This is a genomic window from Sandaracinobacteroides sayramensis, assembly GCF_022014495.1.
In the GTDB taxonomy this organism is placed as follows: Bacteria; Pseudomonadota; Alphaproteobacteria; order Sphingomonadales; family Sphingomonadaceae; genus Sandaracinobacteroides; species Sandaracinobacteroides sayramense.
Genome location: NZ_JAKLSQ010000010.1, coordinates 261,576 through 275,076 on the forward strand (window position 1 = coordinate 261,576; position 13,501 = coordinate 275,076).

At 63.8% G+C, this 13,501-nt stretch carries 11 protein-coding genes and 1 tRNA gene; 7 read left to right on the plus strand and 5 right to left on the minus strand.

Going from position 1 to position 13,501, the window contains the following annotated elements:
* Positions 1-129: 129 nt before the first annotated feature.
* The 5 genes from L6Q21_RS09410 to L6Q21_RS09430 all read left to right on the plus strand — a co-directional run bounded on the left by L6Q21_RS09410 (position 130) and on the right by L6Q21_RS09430 (position 5,956).
* Positions 130-360, plus strand: a complete 231-nt coding sequence (locus tag L6Q21_RS09410) for a hypothetical protein (RefSeq protein WP_237830487.1) — start codon at positions 130-132, stop codon at positions 358-360.
* A 139-nt stretch (positions 361-499) separates the two neighbouring features.
* Positions 500-3,235 carry an SLBB domain-containing protein gene (locus L6Q21_RS09415; RefSeq protein WP_237830488.1) on the plus strand — a complete coding sequence of 912 codons (2,736 nt, stop codon included), beginning with the start codon at positions 500-502 and terminating at the stop codon, positions 3,233-3,235.
* On the plus strand, positions 3,235-4,260 hold the full coding sequence (locus tag L6Q21_RS09420; protein WP_237830489.1) for a glycosyltransferase family 4 protein: 1,026 nt from the start codon (positions 3,235-3,237) through the stop codon (positions 4,258-4,260). The genes L6Q21_RS09415 and L6Q21_RS09420 overlap by 1 nt, the downstream gene beginning before the upstream one ends.
* A 104-nt stretch (positions 4,261-4,364) precedes the next feature.
* Positions 4,365-4,439: transfer RNA gene (locus tag L6Q21_RS09425), tRNA-Gln, on the plus strand.
* A 215-nt stretch (positions 4,440-4,654) separates the two neighbouring features.
* A complete protein-coding gene (locus L6Q21_RS09430; RefSeq protein WP_237830490.1) occupies positions 4,655-5,956 on the plus strand; it encodes a tyrosine-type recombinase/integrase in 1,302 nt (433 codons plus the stop codon).
* A 19-nt stretch (positions 5,957-5,975) separates the two neighbouring features.
* Here L6Q21_RS09430 and L6Q21_RS09435 read toward each other — a convergent pair whose 3' ends face one another.
* Complete coding sequence (locus L6Q21_RS09435) at positions 5,976-6,779, minus strand: alpha/beta fold hydrolase (protein WP_237830491.1); 804 nt, start codon at positions 6,777-6,779, stop codon at positions 5,976-5,978.
* 17 nt (positions 6,780-6,796) lie between these two features.
* A complete protein-coding gene (locus L6Q21_RS09440) occupies positions 6,797-8,680 on the minus strand; it encodes an autotransporter domain-containing protein (protein ID WP_237830492.1) in 1,884 nt (627 codons plus the stop codon).
* Positions 8,681-8,822: 142 nt separating this feature from the next.
* Here L6Q21_RS09440 and L6Q21_RS09445 point away from each other — a divergent pair, with 142 nt between their 5' ends.
* Entirely contained in the window at positions 8,823-9,980 is a 1,158-nt protein-coding gene (locus tag L6Q21_RS09445; protein ID WP_237830493.1) for a helix-turn-helix domain-containing protein, read from the plus strand.
* A 91-nt stretch (positions 9,981-10,071) separates the two neighbouring features.
* On the plus strand, positions 10,072-10,863 hold the full coding sequence (locus L6Q21_RS09450; RefSeq protein WP_237830494.1) for an NAD(P)H-dependent oxidoreductase: 792 nt from the start codon (positions 10,072-10,074) through the stop codon (positions 10,861-10,863).
* 149 nt (positions 10,864-11,012) lie between these two features.
* Here L6Q21_RS09450 and L6Q21_RS09455 read toward each other — a convergent pair whose 3' ends face one another.
* The 3 genes from L6Q21_RS09455 to L6Q21_RS09465 form a co-directional block, all read right to left on the minus strand.
* Positions 11,013-11,210, minus strand: a complete 198-nt coding sequence (locus L6Q21_RS09455) for a hypothetical protein (RefSeq protein ID WP_237830495.1) — start codon at positions 11,208-11,210, stop codon at positions 11,013-11,015.
* 126 nt (positions 11,211-11,336) lie between these two features.
* Positions 11,337-11,792, minus strand: coding sequence for a hypothetical protein (locus tag L6Q21_RS09460; RefSeq protein ID WP_237830496.1), 456 nt, complete (start codon positions 11,790-11,792; stop codon positions 11,337-11,339).
* 79 nt (positions 11,793-11,871) lie between these two features.
* Positions 11,872-13,416, minus strand: coding sequence for a hypothetical protein (locus tag L6Q21_RS09465; protein ID WP_237830497.1), 1,545 nt, complete (start codon positions 13,414-13,416; stop codon positions 11,872-11,874).
* Positions 13,417-13,501: the final 85 nt, after the last annotated feature.

The window sequence follows — 13,501 nt, forward strand, 5'->3', positions numbered from 1 at the left end:
TAGGCCGACATTGGAAGCTTTGGTTCGGTGAAGTCGAAGTTCGAATGTTGCCAGGCTAGGCATATTGTAACGATGAAGCGGCATGAAGCTACTGTCCCGTTGAGTGGGGACACAGAAGCAGAGGCGAAGATGACGGACAACGTCCGAGCCGCAACGGCTCGATTTGCGAGAAAGAGCATATCCGCGAAAATGTGGAATGTAGCCATCTTCGGGTTGCTGGTGGCGGTGCTGCTTTTTGCGCCGCTCGGCCAGGGGGTCGGCCTTTCCGCAGGCCAGGGCGCGTTGGAACAGGTCAACCAGCATTTGGCCGCGAATTCGATCGCCAGCGCGGAGGTTGGGCGCCTGATTACCCGAGACTGAATTCGGCCGTTTTCCCAATTCTGTTTTCGCATTCTTTCCGGGATGCAAAACGGCTCTTTGCGATGTGCTGCATGCCGATCCGGTTGACCGGCGCAGCACAGATTCCTAAACCGGCGCGAAATCTTCAGGAGATCTGGATTTGGGTTACCCGATCGGACGACAGCGGCTGGCGTTGTGGAAGCTTCTGGTGTCGGCGACGGGCTGCGCGCTTGCCATGCAGGCCCCTGCACAGTCGATTGACCCGGATGTCTTGCGTTCCCTTCAGTCCCAACTCGGGTCCGATCCCCTTTCGGGGATGGCATCGGGGATAACAAATGCGTCGCCGCAGACGAGCGCGGTGCCTCAGGATGGAGGTGCCGGCTTGTCCATGTCCACCTCCCGTGTCGATACGCACGAGGAGCAGGAGGTCCGTCGGGCAGAGGCCCGGCGCCAGCTTGTCGAACTCTACGAACCTTCCGAGGTGGAACGTGACTATCGCAGGCGGCTGAACGAGCCGACACTGCGCCAGTTCGGCTATGATTTCTTTCAGGGCGCCCCGCCGCCGACCGGCACAAGGGCCGGTGCCATCGGTGATGATTATATATTGGGCGTTGGCGACGAAATGCAGGTGAGCTTCCGGGGCGCTACCAATCGTAGCCAGACCGTCCGGGTCGATCGCGACGGACATGTCATCGCGGCCGGATTGCGTCCGATTCAGGCGGCGGGGCGTTCGCTCGGCAGCGTGCGTCGGGACCTGGAAGCGGAAACGCGCAAGACCATGCTTGCCACGGATGTGTCCGTATCGGTGGGCGAAGTTCGCGCCATCAGCGTGTTCGTGGGGGGCGAGGTGGAGCGGCCCGGCCAGTTCACGCTTACTTCCATGTCGGACGTGGGCACGGCGATTGCGCGCTCCGGAGGCGTGCGGCGATCGGGCTCGCTGCGGCAAGTGCGCCTTGTGCGCGCCGGAGGCGAAACGGTCCTGGTGGACCTTTACGGCCTGCTGGGGATTGGCTCGCCTCCTTCCATTCGCCTGCGCGATGGGGACAGGCTGATCGTTCCGGTGATAGGCCCTACGGTTGCCGTAAGTGGTGCGGTTGCAAGACCTGGAATCTACGAACTGAGAGGAACGCCATCGGTTGGATCCGTCGTGGCTTTTGCTGGTGGGGCAATCCGCCAGCGCGGCGGTCAGGTGGTGCTAAGCCGGATTGGCAAGGATGGAAGCGAGAGTTTCCAGCATGCCGCATCATCCTCATTACCGGTCATGGGCGGAGACGCGGTACAGATCGTCGGAGGTTCAACGGGTGGCGCTACCGGACGGGTGCAGCTTGCCGGCAATGTGGAAAATGTGGGCGCCCGCCCTCTGGTCGCGGCGGGCACGATTGCCGAACTGGTCGGTTCTCCCGAAGATCTGAGAGCGGACACCTATCAACTGGCGGCGGTTCTTGTCCGCCGGGATCCCTCCAGTGGCGCCCGTGTGTTTGAGGTGATAAATCTCGCCCGGGAACTCCGCGAACGCCCTTCCAAGGCCCTGCAGAGCGAAGACCGACTGTTTCTGTTTTCACGCGCGGATATCGGTTTCATGAACAGCGCTGCGGTCCGGCAGATCGTGCTGGGGCAGCCCAACCCTCTGCAGCAGTGCAATTCTCTTCGACGCCTTTCCTCTCTGGTAAAAGATACGGAAGCTAATCGTTTCAATGCGGTTACCCGTGGCGGTTTCGTTATTGTATCGAAAGAAGGCGCGCAATTGGGCGGGGTTGGTGCCGCGCTGGGACAGAGCAGCCGGCAGGTCACTTATCTTGCCACGGCGGAATCATTGCCCATGGATCGCCGGGACGAGGAAATCCCTTTGTGCCCGAAAGTGTTCGAGGCCGAGCCTGAATTGCTTCCGGTTCTTCTTGAACATTCTGTCAGTGTCGGTGGTGCTGTTCGGAATCCGGGAGCCTACCCAATCGGTGGAAATGGAGCGAGCGCACGCGATATCTCTCTGGTAGCCGATGGATTGCTTGCCGGTGCTCGGAACCTCGTGCTGGATGTCAATCGCGCCTCGGGACTTGGCGCTGAACGCGTGCAGATCGATAATCAGAATGGTCTGTTGTCATTCACCCAACTTAATCCCGGCGATGATATTCGTTTCAATGCTCAGCAGCCGACATTCGAGGGTTCTGGCATTCTGCTGTCTGGAGAAGTGGCGCGTCCTGGACTTTACACAATCCGCAAGGGTGAGACACTTTCCCAACTTATAGCCCGGGCTGGTGGCCTGACCGATTATGCCTATGCCTATGGCGCGGTTTTTACACGTCGCAGCGTGAGGGAAGCGCAGGAAGAGGGCTTCCGGCGTACCGCGCGCGAACTGAATAACAGCCTGTTGGCGATTGCTGCGCGTTCCGGACAATCGAGTGGTGAAGGTCTCGCCGGAGCGGCAGCTCTCATCAAGACTTTGTCGCAAGCGGAAGCGCCGGGCCGAATGGTCGTGGAAGCGGATCCGCGTGTTCTGGAATTGCGGCCTGACCTGGACACCATATTGGAATCTGGTGACAGTCTCCATGTGCCCAAGAGGCCGAATTACGTGTTGGCGCTGGGTGACGTGAACAATCCAGGCGCGTTGCAGTTCGTCGCCGGCAAGCCGGCGGGAACCTATGTGCGGGAAGCTGGCGGCACATTGTCGACTGCCGATGACGGTCGCATATTCATGGTGCTTCCCAATGGAATGGCACAGCCGGTCCGCTCTGGTGGGTGGGGTGGCAATGTGGGGGCGACGCCGCCGCCGGGTACCACGATCATTGTCCCCAAGAATATCGATCCGCTCTATCGCCTCTCCGTCATCCGCGATGTAACGACTATTATAGCCCAGCTGGCCACATCGGTGGCCACGGTTGCAGTGTTGGCGACACGCTGATGACGATGTTGCTCATCATGGCGCTTGTCGGGGCGTTCATCGCACTGCTGGTGGGGATGAACGCGGAACGGATCGGCCATGTTCTGGGCCTTATGGATTACCCCGATCCAAGCGGTGGGCGTAAATTGCACGTCAGGCCGACCCCATTGGTCGGCGGTATCGCGCTGGTTGGAACCGTAGTTGCCGCTACTTTGTTGCTACTTATGTCCTCTGGAGATGATGGGCATACGTTGCTGTTGTGGTTCCTCATGACGGTCGTTGGGCTCTCTCTCGTCGGCGCTTTAGATGACCGATTTGGCCTGACCGCCAGAGTGCGGCTTGCAGTCGCTTCCGCGATCCTGATCGCAGCGCTTTCCCAAGTGCCGGATTTTTCGATTTCCTTTCTTCTGTTCTCCGGGCAGGCCGAATTGCTGCTCATGCCCGGTATCTTGGGCATCGGCTTTACCTTGCTCTGCTTCGTGGGCCTGCTGAACGCGGTGAACATGGCGGATGGAAAGAACGGCATGGTGATAGGCCAGGCCTTGATCTGGTCTCTGGTGCTTCTGGTGCGGGCCCCGGACTCCACCGCGCCACTGGTAGCGGCGGTTGCCGGCTCACTGGCCATTCTCTTCTGGTTCAACATGAAGGGCAGCCTGTTCCTGGGGGACAGCGGCAGCTACGGGCTGTCCGCCTTGTTCGGCCTGCTTGCGATCCATGCGTGGAATCATGGCTTTGCCGATATGCGCGCCGACGACATGGCGCTGCTGTTCGCCGTGCCGGTGTTCGACACCTTGCGCCTGATCGTCTTCCGCCTGTCGCAGGGCAAGAGCCCCTTCACTCCGGGGCGGGACCATTTGCACCATTATCTTTATGCGCGCTGGGGCTGGCCACGGCCGCTTCCCTTTGTGCTGGCGCTTGTCGCAATTCCCAATTTCGCGGCGATCCTGCTACCGGGAACCGGGCTTGTCTGGCTTTGCGTCACACTGATCGGCTATTTCGGGCTGCTCTGGGCATCGACGGCGGAAACTTCAGCGCGCATTGCCTGAATCCGGTGAAAAGGGGGCTTGATAGCCCCCGATGTTCCCGCTATTTGCGCGCCTCCGGTCGGCGCGGGGCCGAATGAGCCCGCCCTTCTCGAGACAACCGGCATTGGGGTGTAGCCAAGCGGTAAGGCAGCGGTTTTTGGTACCGTCATTCGGAGGTTCGAATCCTCCCGCCCCAGCCATTCCTGCGCTCGATAATCCTCGTTTTTCCGCCCTAACACACGGAGAATACGAGGAAACGATGATCGAGCCATCTTCTAGCCAGTTGGACTCAGTTCGACCTGGCTGGACCGGGTTAGACGGCTCTGGTCTCATGTCTGGTCACATGCCGGATGTGTAGTTTCTCCATGTTTTTCATGGCATTCTCTCGCGTGGCGGGCGGACCGTGGAGTCCGCTATGGCAAGGAGCTATGGATTAACGCCTGGATCGATCGACAGCCTCAAAACCGGCGCGCTGCGAGATCCCTATACGCTTGGCTTACGAATCGAGGCTCAAGCATCAGGCAAGAAGGTCTGGAAATACGAACGGCGCATGGCGGGAAACCGTGTGCTGGTGCGTATGACCTTGGGCGCGTTCCCGGCGCAGACCATCCCGGCAGCGCGCGAATGGGCCGGAAACCTCAACGAGAAGATCGATGCCGGCATCGATCCCCGAGAGGAGTTGCGCGCCCAGGAGGAACGCGCCGCCATGACGGTGGCGCGCGCCCATGAGCTTTACATGGTGGCCGTCAACGAAGGGCGAGCCTCCCGCGCGAAGCGGAAGAACAAGCCGCGCACGATCGCCGACAAGCTGGAAATCTACACACGGGACATTCCCGCCAGGCTCAAGAAGACGTCGATCTACGACGTCACCGAGAAGAATCTGATCGATCTTGTCACCAAGAAGGGCAAGACGGCGAAGGTGCGCGCTAACCGGCTCGCGGCCGAGCTGAAGGTCTTTTTTGGTTGGGCGGCCAGCCTGCGGGGATTGGAGGTCGGGCTGGAGACCGATCCCTCCAAACGGCTCGGCGATCTCCGGTTTCCCGAATCACCTCGGAAGCGAAAGCTAAGCCTTGAGGAAATCGGATGGTTCCTGAAAGCCGTCGCCGAGGAGAAGCGCGACTTTCGTCGGGGGCTGATCCTCGCCTTGCTCACCGCCGTCCGGATTTCCGAGCTAATCTATGCCCGCACCGACGAGATCGAGAACGGCGTCTGGACCATCACCTCGGATCGCGTGAAGAACAGCAGTGCCCACTCCATTGCTCTTGGACCATGGGGCCAATGGCTGATGGCTTCCAACTCCGAATGGGTATTCCCCGCGGAAAAGGTCGAAGGGCCACGCAAGTCCGGCTGGTATAAGGCCAGAGACCGCGTGCTCGCGCGCATGGCCGAGTATGCCAAGCGAGAGGTCGAGAAGTTCAATCCGCACGATTTCCGTCGCACCGCGCGAAGCAACACCAAGCGTCTCAAGGTCGACTTCGAGACGGCGGAGGCCATGCTCAATCACCTCAAGTCGGGGCTCGAACGCATCTATGACGGCTATGAGCTGGAAGACGAGAAGGCAGCATGGTTCCTGAAATGGGAGAACGAGATCGTCGCTATCGCGCGGAAGGCAGGTGTTGCCGAGAAGCTGGAGGTTCCATTTTCGGCTTTGAATACGCTTCCCGCAACGACGAGGCGGGGTGCTCCCCCCATGTTGATGGCGGCAAACGATCAGTGAGTGAGCATGTCGGCTGCCGTTATCGTATCGCGCGCACCATGCTCAGGATCTCGGCGGCGACACGCTGCGGCTCCGCGCGGTGGATATAGTGGCCGCTACCGGCCACGACGATATGCCGCGCGTGGGTGAACCGTTCGGCGAAGCGCACAGCCTGCGCTTGCCAGAGCGCGCGCATCCGTGGGTCTTTGGTCGGACTTCCGCGCTCGGCGGTGAGGATCGTCAGGGGAATGTCGCGGATGGCAGACAGGTCGGCGAGATCGGCTTCGGTCTGGTCCAGTCCCCGAATTTCGGCCCGCTCGGCGGGCGACAGCAGCGCCGCGAGCAAGGGCGGGATTTCGCATGGCCGCAGCCCCTCGGCCTTGCAACTCCGGGTGAAGCCGGGGAGCCGCGGGTCGACCAGCACCAGCCCCGCCACTTCACCGGGATAGGCTTTGGCGAAGCTCAGCACATAATTGGCGCCGATCGAATGGCCGACCAGCACATAAGGCGGTGGCACGCCCGCTTCGGCCAGCTTGCTGCGTAAGTGCCCGGCGATCTCCGCGCCGGTGCGCCGGCCGTCGCCATCGGACGGCCAGAGCGGCCCGCCGCCGATCAGCGTGCCGACCGCGCCGCCGCGATAGCCCGCGCGGCTCCAGGTGAACACCGGCAGATTGTCCGGCAGCGCGGCGCGAAGCGAGCGCCAGCTTGCCGCGCCGTCGCCGAGGCCGGCTTCCAAGATCACGGTCGGGCCGTCTCGGGCGGGATCGGCCGCGCGCGAGGCCGAAATCCCGCTCGCGCAGGCGGCAAGAGCAAGGGAAGCGGCACAGGCGAGAAGGAAGCGCATGACAGGTCTCCCGCCGGTCACAGTGCAACAGCCAGGCGCAGCGCGGCGGCATGGCTGCGCTCGCCGGGTCCGCTCACCGCGCGTTCGTAGGAGAGGCCGAGGCGCAGCTTACCGCCGATGGCAAGGTCGGCGCCGCCGCCAAGGGTCAGGCCCTGTCCGAACAGCGTCTTGCTACGCAGGGTCGCGCTGTTGGCGATATTACCGATCAGCGTCGAGCCGATGCGGTGCGTGTCGCCGGCGAGCAATTCCCGGTCGCGCAACTCCACATAGGGGATGATGGAGAGCCTGCCGGGCCGGTCGACCAGCGCCAGCCCGAGCCGGGCGCGCGTGTCCAGCGCCAGCACGTCCGCGGATTGGCGATCGTAGCGCAGCGCGAGGCCGTCCGCGCCCTGTTCGGCGAAGCCGTCGATGCGGCCATGCACATAGTCGAGCCGGGATTGCGAGGAGAGGCGCAGGCCGGGTGCGAGCATCGTCCCGCCGGCCAGCGCGACGCCGACGCCATAGCGTTCGCCTTTGGTCTCGCCCCTCGCCACCAGATCGAGCGCGTGGGCATCGCGCGCGAAGCCGGTGAAGCGCGGCCGGGCATAGCTGGCGTGGAGCGCGACGCTGGCGGCATCGCCGAGCGTCATGCCCGCCACGCCGGACACCGACCATTCGCGCGCCTTGAAGCTGTCGGCCGCCTCGATCCGTGCCCGCTGTTCCAGCCAGGCGCCGGACAGCGCCGCGAAGCCATGCGCGCCGAGCGACCATTGCACGCCAAGAAGGCCGCCGCGCTGGCGCAGGCGCAGGCCGTTCCCGGCATCGCCATCGTAGCGGGTGGTCGCGAAGATCGGCGCGGCGAACAGGAACGGGCCGGTCCCGCTCGATGCGAACAGGGCGCGGGCGGCATCGGTCTCGCGCGCGATGCGGTCGGCGCTGCCGAAAACCGCGTCCATCATGCGCCCGGCATCACGCGCCGCCTCGCCAGAGGCGGCATGGAGCGTGGCGCGATACCAATCCGCGAGAAGCCTGTGGCCGGCGGCGGTCAGGTGATTGCTGTCGAAAAAGACATGGGCATCCTGCGCCGCCGGATCGGTCGAACAGAGGCCGGTCGTGTCGGCGTCGTAGCAGGGCGTGTCGAAGGTCGAGAAGCCGAGCTTCGCATGATCGCGGTGCAGATGCTCGAAGAACGCGCCCTGATCGACGAGGATGATATTGGTGCCGGTCGGCAGCGTCGGCCGCAGCGCGGTAAGCGAGGCGACGAGATCGGCGTTGATGTCATCGACCAGGCCGCCGATGGCCCCGCGCAGGCCCGCCAGTTCGTCGCCCCCGAGCATCGGCAGATACTGGACGGGCTGCACGGTCGCGACGACGATCGTGCGCGCCCCGCGCGCGCCGAGCGTGGCGACATGGCCGGTCGCGGCGGTCACGATGTCCGCCTGGATCGCCTCGGGCGCGTCCTCCGCCAGCAGGCGCGTGAGGTCGTTCGTCCCGGCATGGATGAAGAAACGGTCATCGCCGCCGACACGGATCGCGCCGCTGTCCTGTAGCTGCGCGAACAGTTCGATCTGGCGCGTCACGCCGCTGTCGACGGGAAGATCGTCGCTGCCCCGCCCGGTCATATGCGCGCCCGAGACCGCGAAATTGAGCGAGCGATAGGGCGGCTCTGCCGCGAGTGCCGGCACCACACCGGGCGAAACATGCTCGATCCACGCCGGGCCGTTGGAATCCCGGCACAGACCGCCCTCGCAATAATAAGGCGCGCGGTCCTCGGGGGTGAGGCCGCCGATGATCTGGAAATTGCCCTGCTCCAGATCGGAATCGCCGAAGAAATAGTCGCTCTGCGCGAAGGCGGCCGGCGCGGCGAGGAGCATGGCGGCGGCGGATACGGAGAGACGGGCGAGCAAGCGAACGGAAGGCATAGGAAGCGGTCCTTGGGTGGGTTGGGAACGCCCTGGACATGGCTGCGGCGCGTGTGATCGTCGTCCGGTCCAAGCGGCCCGGTCGCGATCCAGTCGGCCCGGTCGTTGCCGCTGGCGGCAAACTGTTGCACTCGGACAGGGTATGACCGCGACCGACATCACCGCCCTTTCGATCGGCATCGGCCTCATGGCGGCGTTCGCGCTCCATTTGCGGCGGCGCGATCGGCCGCGCCTCGGCGCGGCGCTCGGGGCGCTGGCGCTGTTCGCGCTGCTGCTGACCCTGTTCCTGCTGCCCGGCCTGGCCGGGAACGATCTGCCCGGCTGGCTCACCGGCTGGGAGCTGCTGCTGCTGCCCGCCCTGCCGATCCTGCTGCGCCGGTATCTCGACGGCCTGACTGGAACGGCCGCCACGCGGCGCGACTGGCTATGGGCGCTGGCGCCGGGTGTGCTGCTACTGCCGTTCCTGCTGGTCGCGCCCGCCGCCCGGCAAGCCCTGCTCGCCGGCGATGTGCCGGACCTCGCCCCGCCCCTGCTGCTGGCGGCCGTGGTTTCGGTCGGGCTGTTCTGGCTGGCATGGCTGGCGGTCACGCTCGCCAGCGCGTTCGCCATCGCCATCCGGCTGCGCCGGCACCGGGCGCGGCTCGCCGCGATCTATTCGACCGAGGGACGCGGCGATCTTCGCGGGTTCGTGGTCACGGCCGCGCTGCTCGGCGGCATCTTCCTCGTCCAGCTCGGCGAGATGATCGCCGCCGGGTTCGGCGTCGAGCTGCTGAGCGGCCGCGCCGACGATCTGTTCCTGCTGGCCGTGATCTTCGGCATTGCCGTTCACGGCCTCACGGTGGAGCCGCCGCTGCCCGAATGGGTCGATGACGCCCTCTCGGTCGACGATGGTGAACCGGACGCGCCCGCGCCGCCTGCCGGAACGCGGCCCGCTTATGCGCGGTCGGGACTGGCCGACGCCGATCTCGACCGGATTCTCGATCGCCTCGACCGGTCTATGGCCGACGGGCAGCTCTGGGCCGACCCGATGCTGACGCTCAAGGATCTGGCCGAGGCGGCGAGTGTCCGGCCCGGCTATCTCAGCCAGGCGCTCAACCAGCGGCGCGGCGTGAGCTTCTTCGACTATGTGAACGGCTTGCGGATCGACGCGGCCTGCGACCTGCTGCTGCAATCGGACAGGACGGCACTCGCCATCGCGCAAGAAGTCGGGTTCAACGCGAAATCGACGTTCAACGCCGCCTTCCGCAAGGCGCGGGGCATGAGTCCCAGCGCCTGGCGGGATGCGCGGCCCGAAGAGTGATGAAACGCAGCGCTATCCTACTCCATGCCCCCACAAAATAAGGCTCCGGATGGGGCGTTGCGTAACATGAGGGTCCAAATGCAGATATTATATGATCCGCATGAAAGTCTTCATCGCCTTCGCCCACCCTGAACCGCAATCGCTGACCGCATCGCTGCGCGATGTTGCGACCAGCGAACTTACCGCCCTGGGACATGAAGTGCAGGTTTCCGACCTTTATGCCATGGGGTGGAAATCAAATATCGATCGCTCCGACTTTCCAACGCTTGCGCCGGACGAACGGATGCGGGTTCCCTACGCTTCGGGCGCCGCCTTCCTGAGAGGCACGCTCACGGACGATGTGAAGGCGGAGCAGGCCAAGCTCCTGTGGGCCGATATGATGATCCTCCAGTTCCCCCTCTGGTGGTATTCGATGCCTGCCATCCTCAAGGGCTGGGTCGAGCGCGTCTATGCCGCGGGTTTCGCATATGGCGTGGGGGTGTCCGACGAACATCGCGGCGGCGACCGCTATGGCGAAGGCGTGTTCGCCGGCAAGCGCGCCATGCTTCTCGTCTCGGTCGGCGGCCAGCCGGACAACTATTCCGCCCGAGGAATCTGCGGGCCGATCGAGGACGTCCTGTTCCCGATCAATCACGGCATCCTCTACTATCCGGGGTTCGACGTGTTACCCCCTTTCATCGTCTGGGGAACGGACAGGCTGGACGCCGCGGGGTTCGAGACCGCCAGCAGCGCATTGCGCGATCGGATGCAGACCTTGGAGACCATCGCGCCGATCCCCTACCGCCCCTTGAACGGCGGGGACTATGCGTTTCCCGGCATGACGCTGCGACCGGAGCTTGGCACCGCCGACGCTTCCGGTTTCAGGCTGCATGAACGGGAGTGAAGCAGCATCCTCGTGCGGGATAAGGGCGCCCGGCCGGCATAGTGCCGCCTTTCGTCAGACACGGGGCATGAGCCCCAGCGTCTGGACACCCTGACACGCGCCTATCGGGGCCGCGCGGGCGGCTGGGGCTTCCTCGGCGCCTGAGCCGCCTAGAACAGGCTCGGCTGCATCTCCCGGTCATATTGAAGGTGCATCCGCGCCTTCTGCGCAGCCTCGACAGCCCGGCGATAGTGGATCGTCCCATATCGCTCGGCGTCGTCGAAGCCCACCGGGGCCAGCTCCTCGGTCGGGAAGCAGGCATCATAGATCGCGCGCGCAGCCGCACGCAGGCAAAGATCGTGCTGCATGACAGGTTCCTGGTCTATTCGAATCGCCACACTGGCGGCAGGGACCAAGAATAGAACATTAAGGGAACATAGCGCAAGCCGATGGCGACGCGCTTCAAGCTCTCGTCCGGTCGTCGCTGTCCTCGGTCATGCCGTTTGCTGCGTGCCGGATGCCGCAAACCGTTCGACAGCCAGCTCGAACGTCTCGGGGAGATCGTCGAGCGGTTCGGGTTCCTTGTCGCCATAGCGTGAACGCCCGTTCGTCGCCTCGGACAAAGCCTCAATGGCCGTGGACACGAGGTTGGCCCATTGGCTGCCGTGTTTGAGCTGATCTTGCGGAAGGAGCGCCAGGAGTTCCTCCAACTGCTGCATCGCTTCAGCAAGGGTTCGGCCGGTCACATAGGGAAGCCAGTCGGCGGAGAAGATATATTGCATCGCCGGGATCATGTCCAAGTCTCCGGCGCCCGACAGATCGCGCACGGTGTCGATCTGGCTTTCCCATAGTCCGAGCGCGGCCCACACGCCCTTGCTGTAGCGGTCATTCCACGCCTGGAAGGCGAAGCCTTCTTCCGTCACCAGCCTGTCAATGCGATCAAACGCCATATCGACCCTTCTTCATAGCTTTCGGCACGGCGTCGAAGCCGACCCCATGCAGCAGCCGCCATCGCCGGGCATGGCTGCTCTACTGCAATAGCGCTGCCTCGGCTTGCCGCTCGGACAATATAGCCTGGAGCAAGGCAATCCGGGCATTTCGCTCAGCGGTCTCATTCTGCATGACCGCGATGGCCGAGGGTTCCTGAAGCGCGGTCAGCGTATTTTCCTTCTGCAACCGATCGATCTCGAACTGGATTGCCGCGAGTTGCCCGGTGCGATCGGCGACGATCGCGTCAGCCGCCGCCTTCTTGTCGGCGGCACGCTTGGCGCTGAGCGAATCGGCGAAGCCACGGATGTCAGTCACCGCCGCCAACGCAGCCGCCGACGCGCTTTCTCCCTGAGCCTTCAGATTCTTGTATTCGAGTTTGCTGACATCCCCGGAGGCCGCCAGCGTCAGCACCAGCGCATTGTTCTGAAAGGCGTGATTCTCGAATGGGAGAAAGCGCAAGGTGCCGAGCTGAGGGACCGATACGTCATCGGACTTGAGCAGCAGGACCGGGCCGTCTTCGCGGCAGTCGGATTGCGATACGTCGCCGCAGATCAGCAACCGGCCCTGCACGGGCGGCCTGATGAAAACGCCCTTGGCGGCATCGTTGGAAACTTCCTGAATCGGCGATCGCCGGCCCTTGCCCGGCGACGCGATCTCAGGCGCCGCGACGAAACGATCGAGCTTGACGAAAATGCCGAGCTTCTTGGAAACGCACGCCGAAACCTGATCGGCCGCGTCGCAAGCATTGTCGGCAAGATCAGCGCCAGGCACCGGCGCCGACCAAGCGACCAGGCGCGTCAGCTTGGCCATGGCCGCGCCCTCCGCGAGGAACATATCGGCGTCATCATCCATCGCCCGCGGCCAGCGGATCGCGGTCACGAGCGAAATCTTGTCCTTGGCCTGGTCGAGCGCGGATTGCGCAGTCGCGAGCGCCTTGATCGCGTCGGTCTGAAGCCCGACCCGCTTGGTGAGTTCGGTCTTGTCGGCATCGCTCAGCGACGCGGCACGCGACGCCAGAGCGTCGACATTCGCGGTCGCTTTCTTCAGCGCCTCGGCCTTGGTCTTCACATTGTCAGCCGCCAGCGTGACCGCATCGAGCAGTCCCTGCGTCTTCGGACCGCACACAAGTATGCCGCCCGGCGCGGTCAGCGGCGTGCCATCGGGGGCCTTGCTGACACCCGGCACACCGGCGGCGAGCGATGCGATGCCGACCGCGGTCTTGACCGTGTTGCCAATGATCTCGGCCGTGCGGTCCTCGGCGGTCGCATTGATCGACTTCAGGATATTGGACGACTCCTGATACTCGATCGCGAAGGAAGTGATCTTGGTGAACCCCGCGAGGCGCCGATAGTCGATGACGAACGTCTCGCCAGCGACATAATGCGGCGTGGCTTCGGCGGTCATCGTAAACTTCAGGGCAGGAATCTTGGTCGTCGGATCGACGCACTGCGCCAGCGTCCGGGTGATCTTGATGTCATACTGAAGCATCGGCAGGCTGTAAGGCACACCGACCAGAGCCTTGTTCGTCGCCCCCGTCGAGCGGTCGGCAGTGGTCGACAGCGAGGTGCAGCCCGCCAGCAGCATGGCGGCGCTGGAAAACAGCGCGCCTATTCTTCGATTTGACATAGCCTTCTTCCCCCCGAAAGATTCTATCTCTGACTTTATTTCG

Excerpts from the sequence above, each read along its gene's own strand:
- L6Q21_RS09410 (WP_237830487.1), top strand. The coding sequence starts at position 130 with ATGACGGACAACGTCCGAGCCGCAACGGCTCGATTTGCGAGAAAGAGC.
- L6Q21_RS09420 (WP_237830489.1), top strand. The coding sequence starts at position 3,235 with ATGACGATGTTGCTCATCATGGCGCTTGTCGGGGCGTTCATCGCACTG.
- L6Q21_RS09430 (WP_237830490.1), top strand. The coding sequence starts at position 4,655 with ATGGCAAGGAGCTATGGATTAACGCCTGGATCGATCGACAGCCTCAAA.
- L6Q21_RS09435 (WP_237830491.1), bottom strand. The coding sequence starts at position 6,779 with ATGCGCTTCCTTCTCGCCTGTGCCGCTTCCCTTGCTCTTGCCGCCTGC.
- L6Q21_RS09440 (WP_237830492.1), bottom strand. The coding sequence starts at position 8,680 with ATGCCTTCCGTTCGCTTGCTCGCCCGTCTCTCCGTATCCGCCGCCGCC.
- L6Q21_RS09445 (WP_237830493.1), top strand. The coding sequence starts at position 8,823 with ATGACCGCGACCGACATCACCGCCCTTTCGATCGGCATCGGCCTCATG.
- L6Q21_RS09450 (WP_237830494.1), top strand. The coding sequence starts at position 10,072 with ATGATCCGCATGAAAGTCTTCATCGCCTTCGCCCACCCTGAACCGCAA.
- L6Q21_RS09455 (WP_237830495.1), bottom strand. The coding sequence starts at position 11,210 with ATGCAGCACGATCTTTGCCTGCGTGCGGCTGCGCGCGCGATCTATGAT.
- L6Q21_RS09460 (WP_237830496.1), bottom strand. The coding sequence starts at position 11,792 with ATGGCGTTTGATCGCATTGACAGGCTGGTGACGGAAGAAGGCTTCGCC.
- L6Q21_RS09465 (WP_237830497.1), bottom strand. The coding sequence starts at position 13,416 with ATGCTGCTGGCGGGCTGCACCTCGCTGTCGACCACTGCCGACCGCTCG.